Genomic DNA, 23,379 nt, shown 5'->3' with positions numbered 1-23,379 from the left:
GATAGCATAGCGGTTCATCAGCGGATAAAGGAATAGGGATGATTATTGCCGCGCATATATCGATGCTGTCATTCCTCGCGGCGATAACGGCGCTGGAACCGCCGCTGTTTGACCTGCGCGATATCGAAAAAAATGAGCAAGCATCGAGCGCGGCGGCATTGGAGAAATTCCTATTTGAAAACAGGTTCAAAAATCCGGTGGGCAATTATGTCCGCGTTGACGAATGGGAGGAAGACCAACCGCTGACCAATGATGACGGCCTGTTGAAAATAGCCAGCAGCTTGGTCACCGCCGCGCGAGATGAAAATGACGCACGGGCGCTATCATCGATCATGGTCGCCTATCGCGACGGCGCGCATGAAGAAAAAATTGTGGAAGAACCCACTGGACCTAGGTTAGTTGTCGGCGGGGCGGCAGAAAATGACGGGCGCGCCGCGCGAAAATCGAACTCGCCATTTCCCCAGCCGCGCAGCGACGAAGATCTGGACGAAGATGCGAAGGTGAAAATCCCCGGCAGCGAGACAAATCCCCGGCTGGGTGCGCGCATTGTGTCGAACCTAGCCACATTTCGTAGTTGCAGCGGCGCGTTAATATCCTATCTCGACCATGCCAGTGCATCCGATCGCAAAACCGCCGCTTGGGCCCGCATGATCCGGCGCAGCATGGGCGTTGCCGCTTGGCCACCCGATGACAGCTGCATCCGCCGCAATCAGGATCAGGGGAAATCGGACAAATGAACGGGAACCTGAATTGAACAATATTGTTTGCGGCATTGAATCATCGATCACCGGACAGGCATGGCGTTGGCGCAGCGGCAATGTCGATGCGCGCGACCCCGGATTTGTGCCCGATGACCTCGTTACGCAGCTGCTATTGGCGCGCGGCGTTCCCCGTGATGATCTGGAACGCCACAAGGAACCGACCATCCGCGCCTTCATGCCCGACCCGTCCATTTTCCGCGATATGGATGATGCCGCCCGCCGACTTGCCGATGCCGTCGAACGGGGTGAGCAAATCACCGTATATGGCGATTATGACGTGGACGGTGCGACCAGCGCAGCGTTGTTGATCCGGCTACTGGCCATGCTGGGGCTGGCGGCGGGCTATTATATACCCGACCGTTTGATGGAGGGATATGGCCCGTCTGGCGAGGCGCTGGTGCGGATCGGCGAAGGTGGCAGCCGCCTGATCGTCACCGTCGATTGCGGGGCCATGGCTTATGAGGCATTGTCACAGGCGAAGGATGCGGGCCTGGAAGTTATCGTGGTGGACCATCATAAATGCGCGGCGATATTGCCCGATGCTTTTGCTCTGGTAAATCCCAACCGGCTGGATGAGGCGGACGAGGCCGCTGCGCATGGGCATTTGGCCGCTGTTGGTGTGGCTTTCTTGCTCGGCGCGGCCATTATTCGCGAATTGCGCCATCGCGGTTTTTTTGCCAGCCGCAGCGAACCCAAAATCATGGAATTGCTCGATCTGGTCGCGCTGGGCACTGTTGCCGATGTCGCTAAATTACAGGGGCTGAACCGCGCTTTTGTAGCGCAGGGATTAAAGATTATGGCGGGGCGCCGCAACATCGGTATGGCCGCCCTGATTGAAGCGAGCCGGCTCAATCGCGCGCCCATATGTTCCGATTTAGGCTTTGCCTTGGGGCCACGGATCAATGCCGGGGGCCGAGTGGGCAAATCTGATCTCGGGGTGCGGCTATTGACCACGCAGGATCCCGGCGAAGCCCGTGACATCGCCGCCGAACTCGACCGTTTGAACGAAGAACGCCGCGCAATTGAAGCAGATGTGCAGGAGGAAGCCGAAGCCCTATTGTCGTCGCAGCATAACCGCGCCGTGGCGCTACTGTCCGGCAAAGGCTGGCATCCCGGCGTGATTGGGATCGTTGCCGGACGGTTAAAAGAAAAAACCGGAAAGCCGAGCATCGTCATCGCGGTCGATACAGATGGTATCGGCAAAGGATCGGGCCGATCGATTGCTGGCGTGGATTTAGGCGCAGCGATTATCGCGGCCAAAGATGCCGGATTATTGGAGGCAGGCGGCGGCCATGCAATGGCGGCCGGCCTAACCGTGCGGGCTGATAAAATAGAAGCCCTGTCCGAATGGCTGAATGAACGGTTAGAAGGCGAGGTGGCCCGCGCATCGGGAGAAAAGTCGCTCTTGGTCGACGCGCTATTGTCGCCAGCCGGATTGAACCCGGGCTTTGTCGAGGCGATGGAGGCTGCTGGCCCCTATGGCATGGGCTGGCCGGGACCCCGTGTCGTCACCGGGCCGCTGCGCGTCGTTAAATGCGACATAGTGGGCAAGGACCATGTGCGCGCTATTGTCGCGGGTGATGATGGCCGGTCTTTCAAGGCAATGGCTTTCCGGCAAGGCGAGAGCGAGCTTGGCCAAATGCTACTCCATGGCGGCGGCGCGCGTAAATATTGGCTGGCGGGCCGTGCGAAGATCGATGATTGGGGCAATATCGCCAAGGCAGAATTACATATCGACGACGCTGCTTTTGCCGATTGATAGATAATCACAAAATAATCCGCCAAATGCTCTTGACCAAATGACAACGAATCCGTAAACGCGCGGCTTCATCAGGCGGTTATGCCCCGGATGGCCCCTTCGTCTAGCGGTTAGGACGCGGCCCTTTCACGGCTGAAACACGGGTTCGATTCCCGTAGGGGTCACCATTTGGACGTCTCGGAACGTCCCGCAAACTCTCCCCAACATACTGTATTTTATGCAGAATATCTGCTATGATCGTCTCGAAAAGTTCAGAGACATCTCGCCCAATTTCGGAACATTTATGGTACGATTGATGGACCTCTGGCTTACCTATGCCAATGGAGGTCCATCATGTCAGAAAGTGGTTATAGAAAAACTGGATTAACGGCAGCTTGGGTGAAACGCGCCAAGCCAAAGGACAAGCCTTACAAGATCAGCGACCGAGATGGGCTTTACCTTCTAATCAAGCCGAGCGGTGTCCGTTACTGGCGCATGAATTACCGCTTTAACAATCAACAGCGGACATTATCATTCGGCCGCTGGCCTGAACTTACGCTTGCGGAAGCACGCGAACGGCTCATCGATGCGCGGCGGCTTCTGGCCGACGGTATCGATCCAATGGAACAAGCCATGCTCGACAAGATCGCTGCCTCCGTTGCCGCAGCCAATACATTTCAAACCGTCGCCGAAGAATGGCTCGCCAAGCTGGCAGCGGAACAAAAGGCACCGGCAACGCTCAAGAAAAATCGCTGGTTGGTTTCCTTCGCCTTCCCCACGCTTGGCAAACGGCCCATCACGCAGATCACGCCGCACGAAATGCTGCTAGTGCTGCGCAAGATTGAAGCGCGCAAACATTATGAAACGGCAAAACGGGTGCGCAGTAGCTGCAGCCAAGTGTTTCGCTATGCCATCGCCACCGCAAGAGCCAACCGCGACATCTGCACCGACTTACGCGGCGCGCTTATAACGCCAAAGGTCACCCACCGCGCCGCGATCACAACACCGATGGAAGCGGGCGCATTGCTGCGGACTATTGACGGCTATGATGGCAATTATCTGACCAAAATTGCGCTGCAATTGCTGCCCCATATCTTCGTCCGCCCCGGCGAGCTTCGCAATGCCGAATGGCGCGAATTTGATTTGGATAAGGGATACGGCGGCCAGCGGGCCATGGATGCTATCGCCACATCTGGCGCAAAACCGGTCGTGCCGCGCCGAACCACAACTGCCTCATGGCGGAGCTTTGATGCCACAATCTACAAGGATCGCAATCTCATCAAGCGCGTCTTTAGCAAGATCAAACACTTCCGGTGCATCGCAACCCGATATGACAAACTTGCCAGAAACTATGCCGGCTTCCTGAATCTTGTTGCAACTATCAAATGGCTCAAATGAATTTCGACACTACCTAATGCCACGCAAATGGTGAAATCGCCGGCCGTTGATATCTTCCTTGTGCATTACAGTTGCGGATAATGTGATTTTGTCATAGGAGCGCAAAGCCCGGATACCTCGCAGAAATAGCACATCAGAAAGCCGGGATTATTAAGGGTCTGCTTGCGATGAAGTTGCGAGAATTTACACTGCCAAACAACAAGCTATTGGTATTTTTTCTGCTGATGTTGGCCGGCTTATTGCTGCGGCTCTGGCATGTTGGTGCAGGCTTGCCAGGCATGTATGATCCGGATGAACCCATGTTTATGTTGCGCGGGATTGAGCTGTTGACCGGACGGACGCTTAATCCGGGATGGTTCGGTCATCCTGGTTCAACCACAATATATTGTCTTGCCATAATCGAGGCGGTTTATGCAGCTGTCGGGATAGCGTCCGGGCAATATGCCGGCGTCGATGAATTTATACTGGCGGCCTATCGCGATCCGACCGGTCTTGTGCTCTCCGCCCGGCTTTTCATTGTGGCCTGCGCCATGATTTGCCTCTGGCTGACCTATGATGTTTCAGAAACACTATTCAGCGACCGTATTGCTGCTTTGGCGCTGTTATTTCTGGTGATCAACCCGTTACATATCCAGCAATCACAGATTATCCGAACCGATATTCAAGCAACCATATTCATGTTGCTTGCCGTAAAATTTGCGATTGCCATATATCGCAAAGGCACGTTTTGGTCCTATTTCTGGGCGGGAATATCGGTGGGATTTGCATGTGCAAGCAAATGGCCAGCCGCATTGGCAGGCATTGCACCGGCGCTTGCCATTATTATGCTTTACCGTGATAGCCCGCGCCTAATGCTGCGCGGCATGTTGATATTGGCGGCTGTATCTTTGGCAGGGCTTTTCATAGCCTCCCCTTATATTTTTATAGAATATCAAACCGTATTGCACGATGTTGCGGGTGAGGCGAGGTCCAATCACCCCGGTTCAACCGGAACAGGGTTTTGGGGCAATATATGGTGGTATCTTACAACCGTTCTATACGGCTGTGTTGGGATTGCCGGTCTGATTTTCGCATCTATTGGTATTGGCACGGCATTTTTCCGAAATAAGCTTGCAGCTGCTACTGTAGGAGCAGTTATAGCCATATTTCTGATCTTGATATCCTTGCAATCTTTGCGATGGGAGCGCTGGATAGTGCCGCTACTGCCATTTATTTCCATATTTATGGCTGTTGGTGTGTTTCAGATCATAAAGCTGGCCAAATTGAAGCTTCGCGGCTTGCCGCAGCGTAGTATTGGCGCATTGCTGGTTGCCGTTATCGCTATTCCAATGGTTTTTACAGTTTATCAGCAGGCGGCCGAACGCGGCAACGACACCAGGCTTTTGTCCTCGGCCTGGGTCATAGAAAATGTCCCTGCCAACAGCAGCGTTTTGATAGAATATTTTGCTTTTGATTTGGCAAATGAGCCATGGGAGCTAAAATTTCCGGCGGGTGATGCGGGCTGTGTTAACGCCATGGCTACGCTCAGCGGAGGTATGAATATTAAAGATACTGATAAGTGGAGGTCGGGCAGCGCGATTGTCGACATTGGCAGTGTGAAGCCTACCAAGCTGGACAGTTGCGTCAGTGATTATGCGATATTGACAAACTATGCGCGCTACCGCGACAATCAGGCACTATATCGTTCGGAATATCGAAACTATCGCGCATTGATTGAAAAAGGCGAAGTCGTGAAACATATTTTGCCCAAAAATGGTGTGCGCGGTGGGCCCGAAATTTTTATCGTAAAAACCGGGATCAGAAAGACCGAATTCTAGAACTTTCGAAAAGTTTGACAATCAACTTTGTGGCAGCAAAGCAAGGTCACATTCGGGGGATAGCCCTGTTTCTGGACATATAAGATTGGCAATGGCCAATTCCCAGCTTTGCTTGCTTGCAGCAGCAATGATGCCTGATTTGCCATCATGAAAATGATATTCGGAACCGTCCCAGCGTGTCACATATCCGCCTGCTTCCTGCAAAAACAGTGCGCCAGCGGCATGGTCCCAAGGCAAAGTCCGCTGGAAAAGCGCAGCATCGTCCCTTTCTAGGCAGATGCGCGGGTAATGTGCCGCTGCGCACCTTGGGATAGGGACAATTTCCGCCCAGTTTTCGCAATGGGCGGATACTGCCTTGCGTTGCCATTCGGGCATAAACTGGCTGGCAAGCGAAATTACAGGTTTTGGATTATCGGCGATGCGCACTTCAATGGATTGCTGATTAACAAATGCGCCCGCCCCGCGTTTTGCGCTGCATAGTCGGCGCGTGGCCGGGTCATAAATCCAGCCGGCCTCAACAACACCGTCCACCGCCAAAGCGATCATGACGCCAAAAGGCTTGTTTCCCGCGGCAAAATTCGCGGTTCCGTCAATGGGATCAACAATCCAGACTCGGCCTGAATCCAGCTTTTCCATCAACTCTGGAAATTCTGAAGCAGCTTCCTCACCCAGCACTCTGCCACTCGGATCTATTTTTGAGAGACCCTCGGCCAAAAAGATTTCAGCATCGCGGTCAACCACAGTTACAACTTCGCCGGGGCTTTTATGCAGTATATCCGACGCCCTCAGGCTCGTGAAGCCGGGCATTATAATAGTGTCCCCGACCGATGTCAGAAGCTCTCTGACAGCCGAGTCAGCTTTGCTCAATGCAAAGGGCTTCATATCTGGCCTCTTTTTTATGATACAGATGAAATAGGACCGTTGCTTTCAGGTTTAGGATTTTTTTGTTCTGGATTCAATCATCTCGATGCGCGTCAAATCTTCATTAGCGGCAGAGAGATAATATTCACGCTTTGCTTTCAACCACGCCAGTTCAAATGCAACTGCATTTTCAATACCCGCTTCTATATTATCTTTTTCCACGGCGGCACCGTCAAAAATGACCTTACGTGTTTCAAACCGGTCAAGCCGAACGCTGCGGAACTCCCGCAAGGCAGGAATGGATTCGATAGCTACACCGCCGCCAGTGACCAGTTCCAAATCAGCGTCACGGCACGCTTTGGCGACCTGAAGCACTGACCTGGTTATTTCTTCGTCATTAATCACGCCACGGCCAAGACCTTTTGATAATGTGAAATCGACGCGGCCAAACACTATGCCGTCAACATTACCCTTTGCAATGGCAACCATTTCGTCAAGGTTATCAAGGGTAGTCTGCGTTTCCAAATTGAACAGAAATTCAGTTTGCGCCGGATTTTCGCCATATACTTTTGTTTTGGCTTCGATAAATTTGGACAATGCATATGGTGTTTCCACCATCGGGGCGATGATATAGTCTACGCCGCAAACGCGTGATGTCAAAAGGTCGGATACAGCTTCACATCCGCCAATTTTCAAAGCTACCTTCAAACCGGCTTTATTGGCGAGCTCCAACAAACGGGAAAATTCATCTTTACGTGTTCCTTCAGCTTCAAATTCAGCTTTCAAGGCTACAACACCAAATTCATCCCGACCTTTTTTCAGGATGTCGAGCATTTTATTGTCACCGCGATACATAATATGGTTTCCTACTTATTATTATTCAAAAAAGGGAACAGGCTTCTCCAGTGTATTTCCCCGAACCTTATTTTCATGCCATGAAAGCATATGTTTCTAAAAATTTCGCATTAACCCTGCTTTAACACGAAAAAACGCAACTCGAAAAAATCATTTTGCATGAATCGTGGCGCGAATGCATAGTTTTCTACAATAGCATTTACAAGATAATTATCTAAGAACACGATGAAAAAATTGACCCGTTCCCGCGCATTATCTCGTCGTTCGCTTCTGGGCACTATTTCGCTGGCCTATTTACCTGGTGCTTTTGCTAGACCATCGCATAGCGCCTATGCAAAAGCAGAAGCAGAGGGGATAGTTGGGGGCGTTTTAAAGAACCTATATCATATCGTGGCCGACACTGTAATAACGGATGACCTGTTCTTGTTTCCCGGTGCCCAATTCCATATTGAACAAGGGGTAACGCTTACAATAAAGGGCGATTTTATGGCACCTTTATCACGTGTTTTTACAGGGGAGGGAAAGGCAGATTTGCTGCAATCCCCCTTGCGGTCTGCCAAACCAGAATGGTGGGGCGCTGTTGCCAATAATTTTTCCGTAGACTGCGGCCCAGCCATTGCAGCGTGCCTGAATGCTCATATCGCGATGGAGTTTGGACCAGGCGACTATTTTGTCCCCGATGGAATAATAATAGACCAGCACAATCGGCGGATATTTGGCACCGGACGGACCAAGGATTTCGGGAGTACTCGGCTGGTGAAAGCGGGGCCCGACGGACCGGTTGCTATCATCGGCACCAAAACAAATCCGGGATCAATTAATGACTATGTCAAAGGTGTTGAGATCAGCCGCATTGAGTTTTCCAGAACCAAAGCGGGAAGCGCGCCGCGATTGGGCCGTTCAACTGCGATTGGGTTGAAAATTTCATATGTGCTGGACTGCCGTTTTGAAAACCTGCGCTCCAACGAGCATAGTATAGGGTATGAGATTACAAATGCGGTCCGCACAATTGCCGAGGACTGCGTCGCTTTTCGGTCCATCACCAGCGGGACCGCCAAACAGGACATGTTTATCGGATTTGAAATACATGACAACGCATCGCTCTACCTTAAAGACTGCAATGTTAGTATGGGCGGCGACGGGCATTTTGAACCTTTAATTGGCGCCAGACTATCAGGTAACATAGCCGATAGTTTTCTTGTGCGCTTCGAAACCAGAGCGATGCGTACGGGTATTTTAATTGACGGAAAGTCTCTGGACAGATCTGATGTTGCGCATCAGATAAATGTCCATATTGACACACCTGTGCTCGACCAGTGTTTCGAATATGGGCTGCACTTATCAAAACTGTCCGCCAAAGCATCGCTTGATATTACAAATCCCTATGTCGCCGCAGCGCATGGGGACGGCACCGCGATACAGATTGCCGATTGCAGAGGGAGTCTGGATATTTCTGGCGGTCAAATTGCCGCTACCACTCCGCTTCGCCAAAGCGATACTCAATATGGCGCCAGCATTGTGCGTAGTTCCGGCGTCCGTATACGGGGTTTAAAAATCATGCAATTCCCTCATCCCTTTACAGTAAGCAACAGCAGTTTCGTTGATACAGAACTATCCATTATACAAATGGATAGAACGATTGAATTTTCTGCCAGTGCCAGTGCCATTGCCATTGCCGACAGTCAGGCCATAAATATGCGTCCCACCATACGCGGGAAGCCTGCTTCTTTTCAAAATGCCGTCTTAATCTCTGGTCAATCGGAGCGCATTAAAATAGATGCTACAGGCATCGACGGCAAAGCATTGTCAGATGAAAATATTGCGCGTTTTAATGGTTCTGTATTGCAACCCGATGCACATAATATGCTGATGATACCGTAAAGTCACACAATGTTGAGGAAACGCATGGTACAGGCAAGTGGATTGAAAATTATATTTGCCGCGGCTTTGTTTTCGTTGCTGCAAATGCCATTTGTGGCGCGCGCATCCGACAAAGGTTCTGACTGCGCCAACCTTACCTGTATCAGCTTGCCAAGCGCCAGAAATGCAAAAGAAGCGGCTGAGATCAATATATCCAACCAAGATTTTGTACCAAAAACAAATGCACCGTTGGTAGAACCGAAAGTTGCTTTGCCAAGCGGTAACAAGATTACACATACGCCGCGCTATGAATTGGGAAGATACGTGAGGCCGGTCGATATCATAAGAATATCCTCGGCATTTGGGATGCGCTATGATCCGGCCCTTGGCCACGCACGGTTGCATGCAGGGATTGATATTCCCGGAAGATACGCCTCTCCCATTTATGCCATAGAAGCGGGTTATGTCGAATATGCAGCTAGTGCGGGCACTTACGGGCTTCTCGTTCGCCTTCGCCATGATAGCAATATTGAAACCAGATATGCCCACCTTTCCAGAATTGCGGTGAGCAGAGGGACGTATGTAGAGTCTGGCCAGATTATCGGCTATATGGGATCAACCGGACGCTCGACAGGCAATCACCTTCATTTTGAAGTACGCCAAAACGGGGTGCCGCTGGAACCGACGCAGTTTCTAGCAAGCGGGGGACGCCAGCCCGCGTTCTCTGGCCTTCGTTCGGATGCTGCTGAGGTAAAGCCACATCAATCGGAATTTTCCCGCAAAGTTAGCGGGAAAATTCCGGACAATCAGGACGCATCGCTGCGCTAAACCCACTGACGATATTCTGCGGAGTTCTTGCGGGTACGATATGTATTTAACGTTTTCCGTCCAAAAACTTCTTAATGGTTTCGACCATATAGCCAATGTGATCTTCGGTAAGACCTGGGTAAACACCGACCCAGAAAGTCCGCTCCGTAACAATATCAGCATTGGTGAGATCGCCCACAACGCGGTAGTCACGGCCCTGGAAATAAGGCTGACGGATCAGGTTGCCGCCGAATAACAGGCGCGTACCAATACGGTTGGCATCCAGATATTGTGTCAGATCCTCTCGCGCAAATGACATGCCGCCGCGTATTGTGATGGGGTAACCGAACCATGAAGGTTCGCTATTTGGCGTGGCTTCGGGAAGAATAAACACGTCTTCCAAGGGTTTAAGCAATTGAGTTATCAAATCGAAATTGCGGCGGCGTGCGGCTATAAAATCCTCAAGATGGTCCATTTGCGCAAGACCCACAGCAGCCTGCATATCCGTAATTTTCAGGTTATATCCAGCATGGCTATAGGTATATTTATGGTCGTAACCCATCGGCAATGTGCCAAGCCGACGGCAGAAACGCTTGCCGCAGGTATTGTCCATCCCCGGCGCGCACCAGCAGTCGCGCCCCCAGTCACGCATTGATTCGATAACGCGTTTCAGGCGCGGCTTATCTGTAAAGACTGCTCCGCCTTCGCCCATGGTAATATGATGTGCTGGATAAAAGCTGAGCGTGCCGATATCACCAAATGTTCCAACACCTTTGCCATCATAAGTCGCGCCCAACGCATCGCAGCAATCTTCGACAACAAAAAGATTATATTTTTCGGCTACCCGCATGACTTCACCAAGATCAAAGGGGTTGCCTAACGTATGTGCAATCATAATTGCGCGGGTTTTATCGGACACCGCTTCTTCAAGCATGTCTGAACGGAAATTATAGGTCGGTATATCAACGTCGATAAATACTGGTTTCAGGCCATATTGCACGCTGGGGTTCACTGTTGTTGGGAAACCTGTCGCAACAGTCAAAACCTCATCGCCCGGCTTTAACGCATCACCGCGCAGATAGTGCGAGGTCAGCGACGAAAGCGCGAGCAGATTTGCCGAAGAACCTGAATTGGTCGTGAGCAAATGATTTACGCCGACACGCTTGCTGAGGCGCTCTTCAAAAGCGGCGTTAAAGCGCCCTGTTGTCAGCCAGAAATCAAGCGATGAATCGACAAGCATCCGCATATCGTTTTCATCATAAACCTTGCCGGAAACCGGAACAGGGCTTTCGCCGGGGATGAATGTTTTCGGCGCATGGTAGGTGCGAGCATATTCAGCAACAAGATCAAGTATTTGAGAGCGCATTTCTGCTTCGCCCGAACGCGATTTATCTGCGCCTCTCGCATCGGCTACCGCACTAAGTTCCATGAATTTTTACTCCGGATTAAAATTTGCCACGCTATGGCAGGTCATCTTTCAAGTTGCAACTGAATGTAGAAAAAATACGTGTGATTTTTACGTGCGATTTTATTGCGTTATTTGCAATTATGCATCAGTGATATTGCCCGCAGATTGATCGCGAAAACTGATATTATTGTGCCATACATAACTCAGTATAATTGTTACAATTGTGAATGCCGTCTGAGCGATTATCGGCGGGATATGTGCGAGTTCAACAAGTATCGGCAAAACAGCCCAGTTGATAACATAAACGCCCAGATAGAAACTGGAAAATCGCCAAAATTCGGCTAAAATATTTGTATTACGGGTTTGGAATACAATGATTTTATGCATGAAAAATGCAATAATCACGCACACAAATTGGCTAATTAACAAGGCAATAAGGTAACGCTGCGTTGTATAAGGCAATGTCCAGATTAGAAATGGATATATCGAGATACCAAATACGACATTAAACCCACCAGCGGCCAAAAAGCGGAGCTTTTTCTCCTCTATCCCGCTGTAGCGGCTGGCCCATGCAAATAATAATGTAAGCAGCCTTGTCATTCTTCGATAAGGTCGATGCGCATATTTTCCCGCAATATCTCACGCGGCAGAAATGGCGACAAATCCTCCAATGGCGGCGATGTCATCCGGCCATCTGGCAATTGTTTAGAACTGAGCTTCGGCGCGAATCCGATTGTATCATCAATGGCCATTTCGCAAATAACGGGGCCATCTGTCGCAAGAGCAGCAGCAATTGTCTCATCCAGCTTATCATGGTCGGTGACAGACATATATTCGAGATCGAATGCGGTCGCAACTTTGCGGAAATCGGGAAAGCTAACATTGCTCTTAGGTCCGCCACCCACTTCAACGCCGTTGAAGTAATTTCGTTGAACCTGAAAAATGGACAAATAGCCGCTATTGTTAATCAGGAAAATCTTGATTGGCATTTTCATGCCGGCAATTGTTTGTAGCTCCTGTATATTCATCATAATACTTCCATCGCCGGCAATACAGATAACGCGCTTGTTATGACCCATTGCGGCACTGGCGCCGACAGCAGCGGGCAGGTCATAACCCATGGTTGCGCATCCGCTGTTGGTCCACAAACGTAGGCCCTTGGCTATGTAAGCGGCCTGAAAGCTGACAACACAAGCCGAACCATTGCCCGTAACGACGACATCATCACCGTTCAGGTTCTTGAACAGCGCATCCATCGCAACATATGGATGCATTGTGTCCGATTTCTGTTCGCTATATTCGGGCAGCAGTACCGGAAAACGTTTGCCACGCTCACGCGCCCATTCCGTCCACTCCCGATGTTTTTCGCTCGGCCCCGCATATTCGCTTTGCAAAAGCGCTGGAATGAGGTCGGATAAGTCCGCGACAACCGGCATATCCGGGGTTACAGTTGGTTTTTTTAGCTCTAATGGATCAATATCTACCCAAATCTTATATGCTTCCCGGGCAAAGCTCTGCCAGCTATAGCTGACCTGCCGGATATTCAGTCGGCTCCCCAATACCAGCAACAAATCGGCCGACTGCGTGACCATATTGCCGCCTCGGTCGCCCACACTTCCCGGCCTGCCGCAATATAACGAGTGATCCGACCACATTACATCATGCGCGTTCCATCCAGTAACAACCGGTATGCCGAGTTTTTCCGCAAGCTCTATAAACTCGGCATGGGCACCGCTCAACCGAACGCCGCCGCCTGCAAAAAGCACCGGTCTTTCCGCTTTTGCTATACGCTCCAATATGTCTTTGGCGGTTTTATCAAGGTCTGTTTTTTTCCACGGTTCATCAAGCTCCGCTGGATCAAAGCCCGGCTGCAATTCATCTGTTTCGATCTGTGCGGCCTGCACGTCGAGCGGAATATCCAACCAACATGGTCCGGGACGACCCGTTTTGGCGAGATATAAAGCTTTTTCCAAATGATATTTGATCGACAATGGATCAGTCACCATGGTGACATATTTGGTGATAGGCCGAACCAGTTCTTCAATATCCAGCTCCTGATCGCCAAGCTGACGGAGTGGCAATCCGCTGGCACGCACCGTGGTTTCTGTTTTCACCTGTCCGGAAATTATCAACATACCGATCGAATCGGTGTATGCGCCATAGACGCCCGTGATCGTGTTCGTTCCGCCCGGCCCGGATGTTACGTTGACAACCGGCAATCGGTTGCTGAGCCGGTAGTAAGCTTCTGCTGCCATCGCCAAAGCTTGTTCATGATGGGCAAACAGGCATTTCATTTTCGGATGTGTGCCAAGCGAATGGTTCAAATGCATGGCTCCGCCGCCCGTAATCATGAATACGTCCTCGACGCCATTGTCGCTTAACTTTTGTGCGATCCAGTCCGATACTTTTATTTTCGTCATGCTTTCCAGCCATTCCATATTGCAGTGCGTCGGATCATATCGTCCAAGCCAACGGTTTCATGCAGGCCAAGCTCTTTGCGGGCCAGCTGTGTCGATGGTACATAGCGTCCCGGATTCCAACCGGGATCCGGTTTACCCAATATTTCAATTTCCTGACCATTTAGCACAGACGATATCCTGCGCGCCAAATCGGCAATTGTAATAGCATCCTCGCTGCCCATATTGTAAACCGAGCCAGGCTGTGCCGCTATCAACATTTTCCACAACCAGCAAGTCAGATCAGCAATATACAGCAATGACCGCACGGCATCACCCGCCCCCTGCACAATTATCCTCTCTCCGTTAAGAACATCACGGATAAAATTGCCGGCCGCAAAATGGATATCGAGCGACAGCATTGGCCCCAGCGCCGCAAATATCCGCGCAGTTACAACATCCAGCCCGAACTGTTTGGCGTATATCGCGCACAGCATTTCTGCCGCGCGCTTTCCCTCGCCATAAGCCGACCGAGGATTTTGGCAGTCCGGTCCTCCATTATACTGTTCATCAACGTGCGTAACATCCCATGGCTGCGCCCCGTAAACCGCGCCAGAGCTTAAAAACACAAACCGCGCCTTTTCCTGCGCTTTTGTGAAATCAAGTGCTTTGCGGGTTCCTTCGATAATTGTATCCATCATCAGCAAAGGATTATTTTCGTTTAGATCGGCACTGGCATCTGTGGCGGCATGGATAACATAATCAAATTGCCCGTCTGGCCAGCCTTCACCGCGCACATTGCCTTTGACAAAGGAAAACCCTTTATAATGCGCGAGATGTGGAGCTTTATCAGCAAAGCTTTCAGGGTCTCTGGTGAGCACCACCAATTGCGTGCCAAGGTTTAATCGCGCATCAGCGTCGCGCAAAACTTCCAGCATCCACCGGCCAATATAGCCGGTTCCGCCAGTCATAAATATGCGCTTGCCCCTTAGCCTTGACCAATTGTCATCAAGGGACAGGGACGCTTTTTCCACATCATGCTGCAGAGACCATTTTGTCATATATTGCTGTTTTTCTCTGTTTGAGGGATATAGCCGAGAGCAGGGGTCGTCTGTGCTGCCAAACCCAGATTGGGCATATAGCGCTTATGCGCCCGTATGACCTGCGTAATTGTGTCGAAGCACAATGCCCATAAGATTATAATGGCAAGACCAGGGCGAAGAAATTGCCCAACGCTTACGCCAAAACTGTTTCTAACACCATATCCTGACAGCCAAGATATTTCGTAGAAACTGCCAACAGGAGCTAGAATGTAATCGAAAGAGAGCATCAATATGTAGCATGATATAATAGCTATAATCGGCCCAGGACGATCCCATTTTTCAAGGAAAACAAGGAATGTTGGGAATATGAAGGCATATCCACCAGGAGATTGATAGATCAAATAAACAAGAATTAGAATAGTTGCTATCCTAAACTTAGGCACTGCATTTGGTTGCAACCAGCATGATGCGAGTGCCAGAGATGATACAATAATGCTCGATGTGATCGCTATGGGAATCCAATATGCGATAGCGTCCAAAGTTCGTGAGCCTATAAATTGTCTTATTGGGAATCCGGAAGCATCTATTCCAAGAAACGGCGAGTAACTTGTTGCATAATACATTTGCCCGAATGCCTCTGATGCAGCAAATTGTAAAAAATCACTAGTGTTTTTAGCAATTTGCGCGGGAGTGCCCTCACCCACATAGGCAAGTGATAAAAGGTAAATAATGACAGTTGAAATTGCCGCTATCTCTGCAAACCGCCATTGTCTTTTCAGGCCCGCCGCCAACACAGGAACAATCAGGTATGGCTTTATATTTACCGTTGCGCCTATGCAAATATGTCGCATAAATGCGGGGATCGTAAGTGGCCCATGCGCCAGAATAAAAATCGGCAAAGCCAGTAAAAGTAGATTACCGCGCTCCAATGTAAATAACAGCGGAAATCCCAAACCAAATGCCAAACCTCTAAAAAGTGAAGTTTTGGGATCATTTTTGTGAAACGCCATCCACGCCAAAACAACGCACGAAACATAGGATAGCATAATTATAATATGGGCGTACCAATCGCAATCGCGCGCTGGCGGCGAGCCGCTTGCGTAACATTTATCCAAGGTAAAAATATCAAGTAGTGCAAATGATAAAGGTGGGTATACGCTTTTCCAAACGTCATAGATTCCCGACCTTTTGCTCCAGAAGCCGGGGTTGAACCAATCCATCAGAGTATCATTCGGGATGAACAGAAACGGCTGCGGGAGATAGCCATCATTGTAAAAACGATAAGCTATCCAACCAAGGCTTGTTAAAACGGCAATACATAATAGAAATTCCGGAACCGCTCTGATCAGGTTCAAAAATTTCTGATTTTTAAACGTCTCATGCTCCATGCTCAGTCCGCAGCATGTTTTTTTCTGTAAAATTCAGGCGTTCTTCTTCAATTACGAGTGGTGTCTGCCGGCTACGATCGGATATAGTTCGTATCTGAATGCCCAGCAGCCCTAAAAAACCGAGCAAAACTGAGAAAAAGCCAAATTGCAAAGCGACAATAGCAATTAATATTGCCGGGCCATTCCAAAATAACGACAAACCAGAACACACCATCAATATTGCCCCAATTAGGCCAAAAAATGGCGCCCATAACAACGGCAGTCGTAGCAGATTTCTAGTGGAGCTCGCCATACTGGCAAGCGCGAAATCCAGTAATGTTCTGAAGTTGTTTTTGGTCTTGCCAGCTATCCGGTCAGGCCGATCATATGGTATGAGTTGAACGCTGTAGCCAGTCTCAATAATCATGCCGCGAAAAAACGGCTCCGGCTCATTCCAAGCGGCAACGGCATCTACTACTTTACGGTCATACAGACCAAAACCGGTGACATTAGGAATAGCGGGATAGTCCGCATATTTTGCCAAAAGATTGTAGCAACTGTCCCGGACAATGCGCATGATGAAAGAGGTTTTTTCACTTCTGCGCTGTGCCAGAACAATCCGCTTTCCCTCTTTCCAATGCTGCACAAATTGGCCGATCATGTTGGGCGGATCCTGAAAATCCGCACATAGGCCAATGACAGCCTGCCCGGTAGTTTGGAAAATGGCATGAGTAGGAGAGCGCATTTGCCCGAAGTTTCGGCTATTAAAGATAGCCTTTATACGCCTATCTTCTTCACACAACTGACGTATTATTTGTCGTGTGGCATCAGTTGACCCGTTATCAATCAAAATAATTTCATGAGAAGCAACGTGACGCTCGGCCTCTGCAGTTACAGCTGCGCAGATGGCAGCAACATTATCTTCCTCATTGTAACAGGGTATTACGAACGACAGAACAGGACGCACTTCAAGCTCCGGTGATTGAATGGTATCCTGGACTATATCAGGCATGAGTATCGTGTGGTTCATGCTTTTTTGTATTGCGCCACAACCCTGTCGCCGGGCCGTATATTTCTACAAAAAAGACAAATAGAAAAAGTGTGAGTAGTAGGACTATAGCCGGCAAATTATATTGCCTCCCCGGCTGTAGATGTGCTTTTTCAACGACCTGCACGTTGGCGACAGTGGTTGAGGATAATTCTTCCACTTCTATCTGCTCTGCAAACCGCGAATAAATGTCGTACAGAGCTTGCGCATATTTATAGTCCCGGAACAGCGCAAGATATTCGTTCGATGTGCGTGTAAGAGCAACTGCATTTGGTATGCCGGCCGACACTGATGGCTTGCCTAGGCCGGCCAGCTGTTGTTGCAATGCCTTCAATTCTTCCTGTGCAGAAATAAGATCAATATTTTCTGGTCCAGCGAACTGTTGCAGCGTTTGTATCTTGACCTGCGTTGCTTTAATCTGCGCTTCTACGCCGGCGCGTGCAGAGAGAGCTGCACCTAGTTCGGCATCAGGGTTTGATGATAGCTTGTTTCGTTGCCGAAAATTTTCCAAAGCTGTTTCAGCATCACTGATACGTTTTGTGGCCTCACCAAAGCGTTCCCTGACAATATTTTGCTTTATAGAAAGCTGCTCGCGCCCAAGACTGCGAATACGGTCGCTAATTGCGCTAGCATATATTTGGGCCAGTTTTTCTGTTTCATTACGATCGTGCGACAGAACTTCAATCTGAATTAGACCGCCGGTCAGCGAATTGATTGTGACTTTGTCTTGTAGGTCCTGCTTTGCATCATATGCGTTGGAATAGGGCTGACCAGGCCCAACCAGTTTAAGTTGTTTGATGACACTGTCTTGAATTTCACTGCTGCGCGCAATTGCAAGATAGAGATCAATGGCCTGCCTGTTGCTCAAAAAAGTTGCGAAAACACCGTCTTGCCCTGCAAGAGAATTGAGAACAGCATTAATACCTGTACTGCTATTATCTTGCGGAAGAATTTTTGCGCGAGCTAAATAAGGTTGTGGAAATACGCATAATATGGCCAGTGTTATCGCGGCGATAGTATACACAATCCAACGGTTTCTGGGCCGCGTCACGAATTCAGGCAGTTTGCGTTTCACATCGCGCTCCGTCAATTTGAGGACAGGCCGTCAATGACGGCAGCTGACAGAGTTGCACTAAATAATATCTGGCTGATATCGCGGATTTTAGCCCAAAACTCACCTCGATTTGCGTCCACCGGAACAAAGATCAAGTCACCTGGATAAGCTGGTTCTTTAAGCACACTTTTGCCAAACAGCCCGCCGGTGCCAGATTCAATGGAACCATTGGCGCGGACCACAAATATTCCTGATTTGTCGCCAAGCTCCTGAACGCCCCCCGCCAGCTTGAGATAATCGCCAACAGTCCGACCGCTCTTATATTCCACGGTAGCAGGACTTGTAACAGCGCCGAATATGCCGATTATAGCGGGTTTTACAGGTATAAGCAGGCTATCATTATCTTGCAGCGCCAGTTCATAGGGAAGAGTGCCAGAGCCGGGTTCAATATTGAATACGACCCGCCCATCCGGTGTGCGCGCTTCCAACTGCGCAACCAGCGATTCAATCAAAGCGAGTTGATCGCCGCGTGAAATATTTCTCTGGCGGTCATTGACGAGAGGATAGGATGTCAGCAAGATCCGCATGTCTTGCAAAGCGCGATCATAGCTCTCCTGTTGTTGCACCTTTACACTTTGCCGCGAAAAAACGGATGCATAGAGATATGCTTCGTCGGTCAGCCCGCCAGCTTCACGCACGAGATCTCCAATACTGGCACCGGGCTGCAGATAATATTGGCCCGGTCGTGCCACCTCACCATTAATTGTAACAAGCACAGGCTGGGTGCGCACGGGACGAACATAGCCGACACCGGAAAGAACTCTTAAAATTTCGCTGCGTCCAGCTGGCCTTGATGCGACCTCTTGCGGCGGCACTTCCTGCCATCCGCCAGTATTGTTTTGCAGCGGGTTGTAAATGAAGAGCCTGGTATCGTCGGCAACTGTGCTCACACCGCCCGCATAAAACAAAATATCCTGTATCGTTTCACCTGGCGCATATTCAAAAATCGCGCTGTTGTTCACGCTGCCGGTGATGGCAATTTGATCGCCAACAGGGGACACGTAAATCACATCGCCATTTTGCAACAGCATATCCCCGCTTTTGTCACCTTTTAGCAAAAGATCATACAGGTCAAAGTCGGAAATAGTCGCCCCATTGCGGCGGAGTTGGATTGAACGAAAGCTGCCGCCAGCAGATGGCCCGCCCGCCGCCAACACAGCATTTACCAAAGTCGAAAGGCTGCTAATCGTATAAGCACCAGGCGAACGGGCAAAGCCGGTCACATATATCGTCAAACCGCGCAATTCGCCCATCGACACACTGATATCAAACCCGCGATAGAAACGCGCCACTTGGCGTGCAATTACAGATCGCAAATCACCATATCGCACCCCGCCAACACGAATACTGCCGATGTTCGGCACAAATACCATGCCTTCTGAATCAACTAAAAGCTTAACATCATTCGCTTTTATTGATCCGGTGAGGCCGAGAATTATGGTATCGCCGCTGTTGATGCGGTAATCAAGCGGAACGGTCGTATTAGGCGGCGTTGTGAAATCCCGGCCATCGGGCACAATGAGATTTGAGCCAAACCGGCGCAGTTCCTCTCCGGCAAGAGAGGAAACATAGCGTTCATATTCGCTGACAACAGCCGGGCGACTGTTCGCAATTGCACGGCTACTGATTTCATTGCGAACATCTTCGGGTACGGATTGTCTGACAGAGGTAGGCGAATTACGACCTTCTATCGTTTGTGGTTCAAACCCTGATGATGCTGGAGGCTGGCTATCTGATCTCTCGTCGCTTTGCTGCGATTGTGACTGTTCGTCCTGTTCATCCGAAGATTGGGCATATGCTATATTAGTAAGGCACAAAGCAGTCAGAAAAATAACCAACGAGGTCAGCTTTGCGAGCACCAATGTGTTTTGCTTTAAATTTTGCCAGTATATCATTGTTTTAATTTACTCGGTTTATTTACTGAACCTGCAAATAGTGCCCAAAATAACTGCATTATCCAAGTATGGAATAATCGGAGTTTTCTCTAGAAGCAATTGCATTGCCCGTCGCTTAACGGCCTAAATTGGTGGGCTCTTGCCGTCAAGCAAAGAGATAGAGCCCGCCACATTCATCACTCGGCATTTAACCGCGACACATATCGATGTGTCTTTTGGCGGCGCGCATCAGATTTACCAAGCGGCTATGCCAGAACTTCCCTCATCGCATCTTCATACGGGGTCCATGGCTCGCCTTTTGCAATCTTATTAGCAAGGTCAGGATTGGCCATGAAAAGGCGGCCCCATGTTACCAGATCAAGATATCCCGCATCTATTTCCGCCTCGGCCTGTTCCTGCGTTAATGATGCACCGCCCATGATTACACCGGGCCAATTTGGACGGATTTTGCGGATTATCTTACCCGATGTCTCAAAATAGTCGGAATTTGCACAGCTTACATCAATAGCGCGCAAGCCTAGCTTCCATAATTGCGGAATGAAATAGTCCAGCATTTCATCAAGATCAGGCCATTCATAAATGCCGCCCATAAAACGCGATGGCGATATCCGCGCAAGTATACGGTTCGCCGGAACATGTTTCAGAATCTCGGCAACAAGTTCAAGGGCAAAGCGGCAGCGATTTTCAACAGAGCCGCCATATTCGTCGGTTCTGTCATTGACTCGCGAGTCCAAAAACTGGTCAGCAAGATATCCGTGGCCAATATGAAGTTCGATAGCGTCAAAGCCTGCACCTATTGCCCGTTTTGCTGCATCCGCATAATAGCCATAGATCGTTGGCATTTCACTGGCATCGAGCGCACGCGGCTCACCGTAAGGTTTGCCATTTTGACGGTTTATCCCTGCTGCGGCCTGATTGGTGGAACTAACTGGCGCGTCGCCTGTATAATCCGAATGCGAAATGCGTCCACAGTGCCATAGCTGACACGCAATGGCTCCGCCCGCTTCGTGCACAGCATCAACCACCGGTTTCCAGCTTTCGGCATGCGCATCACTGGCAATATAAGGCGCGTTGTTCCAGCCATCACCGCTTTTGTGAATAAGCGTTCCTTCGGTCAATATCAGCCCCGCACCTCCTTTGGCACGGCGCGCATAATAGGCGCGCATATCATCGGTTGCATGATGGTCCGGCGTTGCAAATCCGCGGCTCATCGCCGACATGACGACTCTGTTGCGCAATGGGATGAAATGTTCGCTGTCGAGTTTTTTTAATAAGGATGACATTAAATTTGGTTCTCCAGACGGTAAGTGTCAAAATAGGGATGCCGTAAATAGGCATGCAGGCTGGCTTGCCATGAACGTTGTAGGTTCATGCGGTCATCAGCAAGTCTTTTGCAACTCAATATGGCCGCATCGGGGCGTTTGCCAAGTTCGTCACCGGACACAGCAGAAGCGCTGACAGTGTTGATGGAAATTTGCGCGCTCCAGCCAAGCGCAACAGTGATTTCATGCGCAAGCTCCGCGAAACTGGCACTGCCCAGACAGGCCATCTGATAATATCCGCTTGCGCCGCGATCCATCATGTGCAGTGCGTTATAGGCCAGATCGTCTGTCCATGTCGGCTGCCATACCCGGTCCCCGACATCGAAACTTTTCGCACCATCCATCATCGCTTTATGTATTACAGGAATAATGCGCCCGACAAAATTTTTATCCGCCGCCTCACCGCCAAAAAAACCGGCCATGCGGATCATTAGCGGATCGGGCAGCATTTCAGCAACGATATTCTCGGCTTCATATTTCAACTCGCCATATAATGACAGCGGACTTGGCTGCGCATCTTCGGCAATCGGACAGGTTTTGGCATCATAAACCAGAAAAGATTGTGGATAGAGCAACCGAGCGCCTGATTCTAAGGCAAGCTTTGCCGCATTGCGGGTGCCGCCGACGATAGTATTGCGGGCACCTTCCGGATCTTGCGCGCACCCTTCAACATTTACTTTTGCCGCACAGTGGAAAATCCATCCACCCGCCACCCAGTCAGCATGAGACATGACAGCTTTTTCATCTGTCACATCCAATTCATCATGCCCCAAAGCACGCACGTCAAAGCGCGGAAATAATCCAGCCATTTTCGCTGCCGATCTGCCCAGCATTCCTTTGCCGCCAGTGATGAGAATTTTTTTAGTCATGCTTTATATACAATAATAATCGTCACGCGCCGAATTCGGCATATGCGCAATATGGCTGATGCGGGAATCTCTCAAGACGCAGGTTGTTCAGGCCAAGAACCTCGTTTAACGCTTGTGTTTCTCCCGGAAAGTGCTTGCAGTTTAGTTCGTCAAAAACCAGCATTGAGCCTTTTGTTAGGCGCGGGATAATCATCTCCAATGCTTCTTTTGTGGGTTTATAAATATCCATGTCGAATATTGCCATGGATATAATGGCATGCGGATTTGCTTCCATCCAGTTCGGCAGCGTTTGCGTGACATCGCCTTTGATAAGGTCAAATTTCTTGAGCTGGGAAACCGGAGAAAAACTCTCATGCAGCGCTAGAATCTCGTTGAGCTCGGTCTCATAGCCCTCAGATGTCGAATAATCCCCCTCAGCAGAAAAGCCGCCGTCAGCTTCATCGACACCTGCAAATCCGCTAAAAGTATCAAACCCGAAAATATGCCGCGAATGATTATACGGCTCATAAATGCCGCGCAGATTAACAAGATTAGCGATAGTCGCACCCCAATGCACACCGAATTCGCAAATTACGCCCGGTACATTTACGATACGGCGATACAGTTGATCCTGATACAGTACGCGCGACAGAACTTGCCGCTTCATATAGACTAGGCTGTGATAATTCCACTGCGAACCAAAGCCGCCGTCAACATAACGTTGCTTTGCAAACTGATGGAGTTTCGTGTCATTTTCAGCTTCCGCATTCCCGCGTTGCGTAAATTCGCCATCTATTTTTTTGAGTTCTTCGGTCATTTATATTGTCCTTAATTCGGTTAT

At 49.8% G+C, this 23,379-nt stretch carries 19 protein-coding genes and 1 tRNA gene; 7 read left to right on the top strand and 13 right to left on the bottom strand.

Annotated elements, in window-relative coordinates:
- Positions 1–38: 38 nt before the first annotated feature.
- The 5 genes from ACFOWX_RS01945 to ACFOWX_RS01925 all read left to right on the top strand — a co-directional run bounded on the left by ACFOWX_RS01945 (position 39) and on the right by ACFOWX_RS01925 (position 5,714).
- Positions 39–737, top strand: a complete 699-nt coding sequence (locus tag ACFOWX_RS01945) for a hypothetical protein (RefSeq protein ID WP_381420760.1) — start codon at positions 39–41, stop codon at positions 735–737.
- A 22-nt stretch (positions 738–759) separates the two neighbouring features.
- Complete coding sequence (recJ, locus tag ACFOWX_RS01940; protein ID WP_381421069.1) at positions 760–2,520, top strand: single-stranded-DNA-specific exonuclease RecJ; 1,761 nt, start codon at positions 760–762, stop codon at positions 2,518–2,520.
- Between the two features lie 92 nt (positions 2,521–2,612).
- A tRNA-Glu gene (locus ACFOWX_RS01935) sits at positions 2,613–2,687 on the top strand.
- A 166-nt stretch (positions 2,688–2,853) separates the two neighbouring features.
- Positions 2,854–3,897 carry a phage integrase central domain-containing protein gene (locus ACFOWX_RS01930; RefSeq protein WP_381420759.1) on the top strand — a complete coding sequence of 348 codons (1,044 nt, stop codon included), beginning with the start codon at positions 2,854–2,856 and terminating at the stop codon, positions 3,895–3,897.
- Between the two features lie 167 nt (positions 3,898–4,064).
- The gene (locus tag ACFOWX_RS01925) at positions 4,065–5,714 is read left to right on the top strand and encodes an ArnT family glycosyltransferase (RefSeq protein WP_381420758.1); all 1,650 of its coding nucleotides are present in this window, start codon (positions 4,065–4,067) and stop codon (positions 5,712–5,714) included.
- A 21-nt stretch (positions 5,715–5,735) separates the two neighbouring features.
- On the opposite strand, the gene ACFOWX_RS01920 is transcribed toward ACFOWX_RS01925, so the two are convergent.
- Positions 5,736–6,521 carry an inositol monophosphatase family protein gene (locus ACFOWX_RS01920; RefSeq protein WP_381420757.1) on the bottom strand — a complete coding sequence of 262 codons (786 nt, stop codon included), beginning with the start codon at positions 6,519–6,521 and terminating at the stop codon, positions 5,736–5,738.
- 126 nt (positions 6,522–6,647) lie between these two features.
- Positions 6,648–7,430, bottom strand: coding sequence for an aldolase/citrate lyase family protein (locus ACFOWX_RS01915; RefSeq protein WP_381420756.1), 783 nt, complete (start codon positions 7,428–7,430; stop codon positions 6,648–6,650).
- A gap of 225 nt (positions 7,431–7,655) precedes the next feature.
- On the opposite strand from ACFOWX_RS01915, the gene ACFOWX_RS01910 reads away from it, so the two are divergent.
- Positions 7,656–9,311: a hypothetical protein gene (locus ACFOWX_RS01910; RefSeq protein WP_381420755.1), complete on the top strand. Its 1,656-nt coding sequence runs from the start codon at positions 7,656–7,658 to the stop codon at positions 9,309–9,311.
- A 24-nt stretch (positions 9,312–9,335) separates the two neighbouring features.
- Positions 9,336–10,118, top strand: a complete 783-nt coding sequence (locus ACFOWX_RS01905) for a M23 family metallopeptidase (RefSeq protein WP_381420754.1) — start codon at positions 9,336–9,338, stop codon at positions 10,116–10,118.
- Between the two features lie 46 nt (positions 10,119–10,164).
- On the opposite strand, the gene rfbH is transcribed toward ACFOWX_RS01905, so the two are convergent.
- The 11 genes from rfbH to ACFOWX_RS01850 all read right to left on the bottom strand — a co-directional run bounded on the left by rfbH (position 10,165) and on the right by ACFOWX_RS01850 (position 23,355).
- Entirely contained in the window at positions 10,165–11,526 is a 1,362-nt protein-coding gene (rfbH, locus tag ACFOWX_RS01900) for a lipopolysaccharide biosynthesis protein RfbH (protein WP_381420753.1), read from the bottom strand.
- Between the two features lie 117 nt (positions 11,527–11,643).
- On the bottom strand, positions 11,644–12,105 hold the full coding sequence (locus ACFOWX_RS01895; RefSeq protein ID WP_381420752.1) for a GtrA family protein: 462 nt from the start codon (positions 12,103–12,105) through the stop codon (positions 11,644–11,646).
- On the bottom strand, positions 12,102–13,925 hold the full coding sequence (locus ACFOWX_RS01890) for a thiamine pyrophosphate-binding protein (protein ID WP_381420751.1): 1,824 nt from the start codon (positions 13,923–13,925) through the stop codon (positions 12,102–12,104). Before ACFOWX_RS01890 ends, ACFOWX_RS01895 begins: the two co-directional genes overlap by 4 nt.
- Positions 13,922–14,872, bottom strand: coding sequence for an NAD-dependent epimerase/dehydratase family protein (locus ACFOWX_RS01885; RefSeq protein WP_381420750.1), 951 nt, complete (start codon positions 14,870–14,872; stop codon positions 13,922–13,924). The genes ACFOWX_RS01890 and ACFOWX_RS01885 overlap by 4 nt, the downstream gene beginning before the upstream one ends.
- An 86-nt stretch (positions 14,873–14,958) precedes the next feature.
- Complete coding sequence (locus ACFOWX_RS01880; RefSeq protein WP_381420749.1) at positions 14,959–16,332, bottom strand: hypothetical protein; 1,374 nt, start codon at positions 16,330–16,332, stop codon at positions 14,959–14,961.
- Positions 16,322–17,341 (bottom strand): glycosyltransferase family 2 protein, encoded by a 1,020-nt coding sequence (locus ACFOWX_RS01875; RefSeq protein ID WP_381420748.1) that lies wholly within the window; start codon positions 17,339–17,341, stop codon positions 16,322–16,324. The genes ACFOWX_RS01880 and ACFOWX_RS01875 overlap by 11 nt, the downstream gene beginning before the upstream one ends.
- The gene (locus ACFOWX_RS01870) at positions 17,316–18,434 is read right to left on the bottom strand and encodes a capsule biosynthesis protein (RefSeq protein WP_381420747.1); all 1,119 of its coding nucleotides are present in this window, start codon (positions 18,432–18,434) and stop codon (positions 17,316–17,318) included. The genes ACFOWX_RS01875 and ACFOWX_RS01870 overlap by 26 nt, the downstream gene beginning before the upstream one ends.
- 11 nt (positions 18,435–18,445) lie before the next feature.
- The gene (locus tag ACFOWX_RS01865; protein WP_381420746.1) at positions 18,446–20,368 is read right to left on the bottom strand and encodes an SLBB domain-containing protein; all 1,923 of its coding nucleotides are present in this window, start codon (positions 20,366–20,368) and stop codon (positions 18,446–18,448) included.
- Positions 20,369–20,613: 245 nt separating this feature from the next.
- A complete protein-coding gene (locus tag ACFOWX_RS01860) occupies positions 20,614–21,651 on the bottom strand; it encodes an oxidoreductase (RefSeq protein WP_381420745.1) in 1,038 nt (345 codons plus the stop codon).
- Positions 21,651–22,559 (bottom strand): SDR family oxidoreductase, encoded by a 909-nt coding sequence (locus tag ACFOWX_RS01855; protein WP_381420744.1) that lies wholly within the window; start codon positions 22,557–22,559, stop codon positions 21,651–21,653. Before ACFOWX_RS01855 ends, ACFOWX_RS01860 begins: the two co-directional genes overlap by 1 nt.
- Positions 22,560–22,581: 22 nt before the next feature.
- Positions 22,582–23,355, bottom strand: coding sequence for a TylF/MycF/NovP-related O-methyltransferase (locus ACFOWX_RS01850; RefSeq protein WP_381420743.1), 774 nt, complete (start codon positions 23,353–23,355; stop codon positions 22,582–22,584).
- Between the last annotated feature and the right edge of the window lie 24 nt (positions 23,356–23,379).

Source organism: Sphingorhabdus arenilitoris (assembly GCF_042651485.1).
Taxonomy (GTDB): Bacteria; Pseudomonadota; Alphaproteobacteria; order Sphingomonadales; family Sphingomonadaceae; genus Sphingorhabdus_B; species Sphingorhabdus_B arenilitoris.
This window is presented reverse-complemented; position numbering and strand designations above follow the sequence as displayed.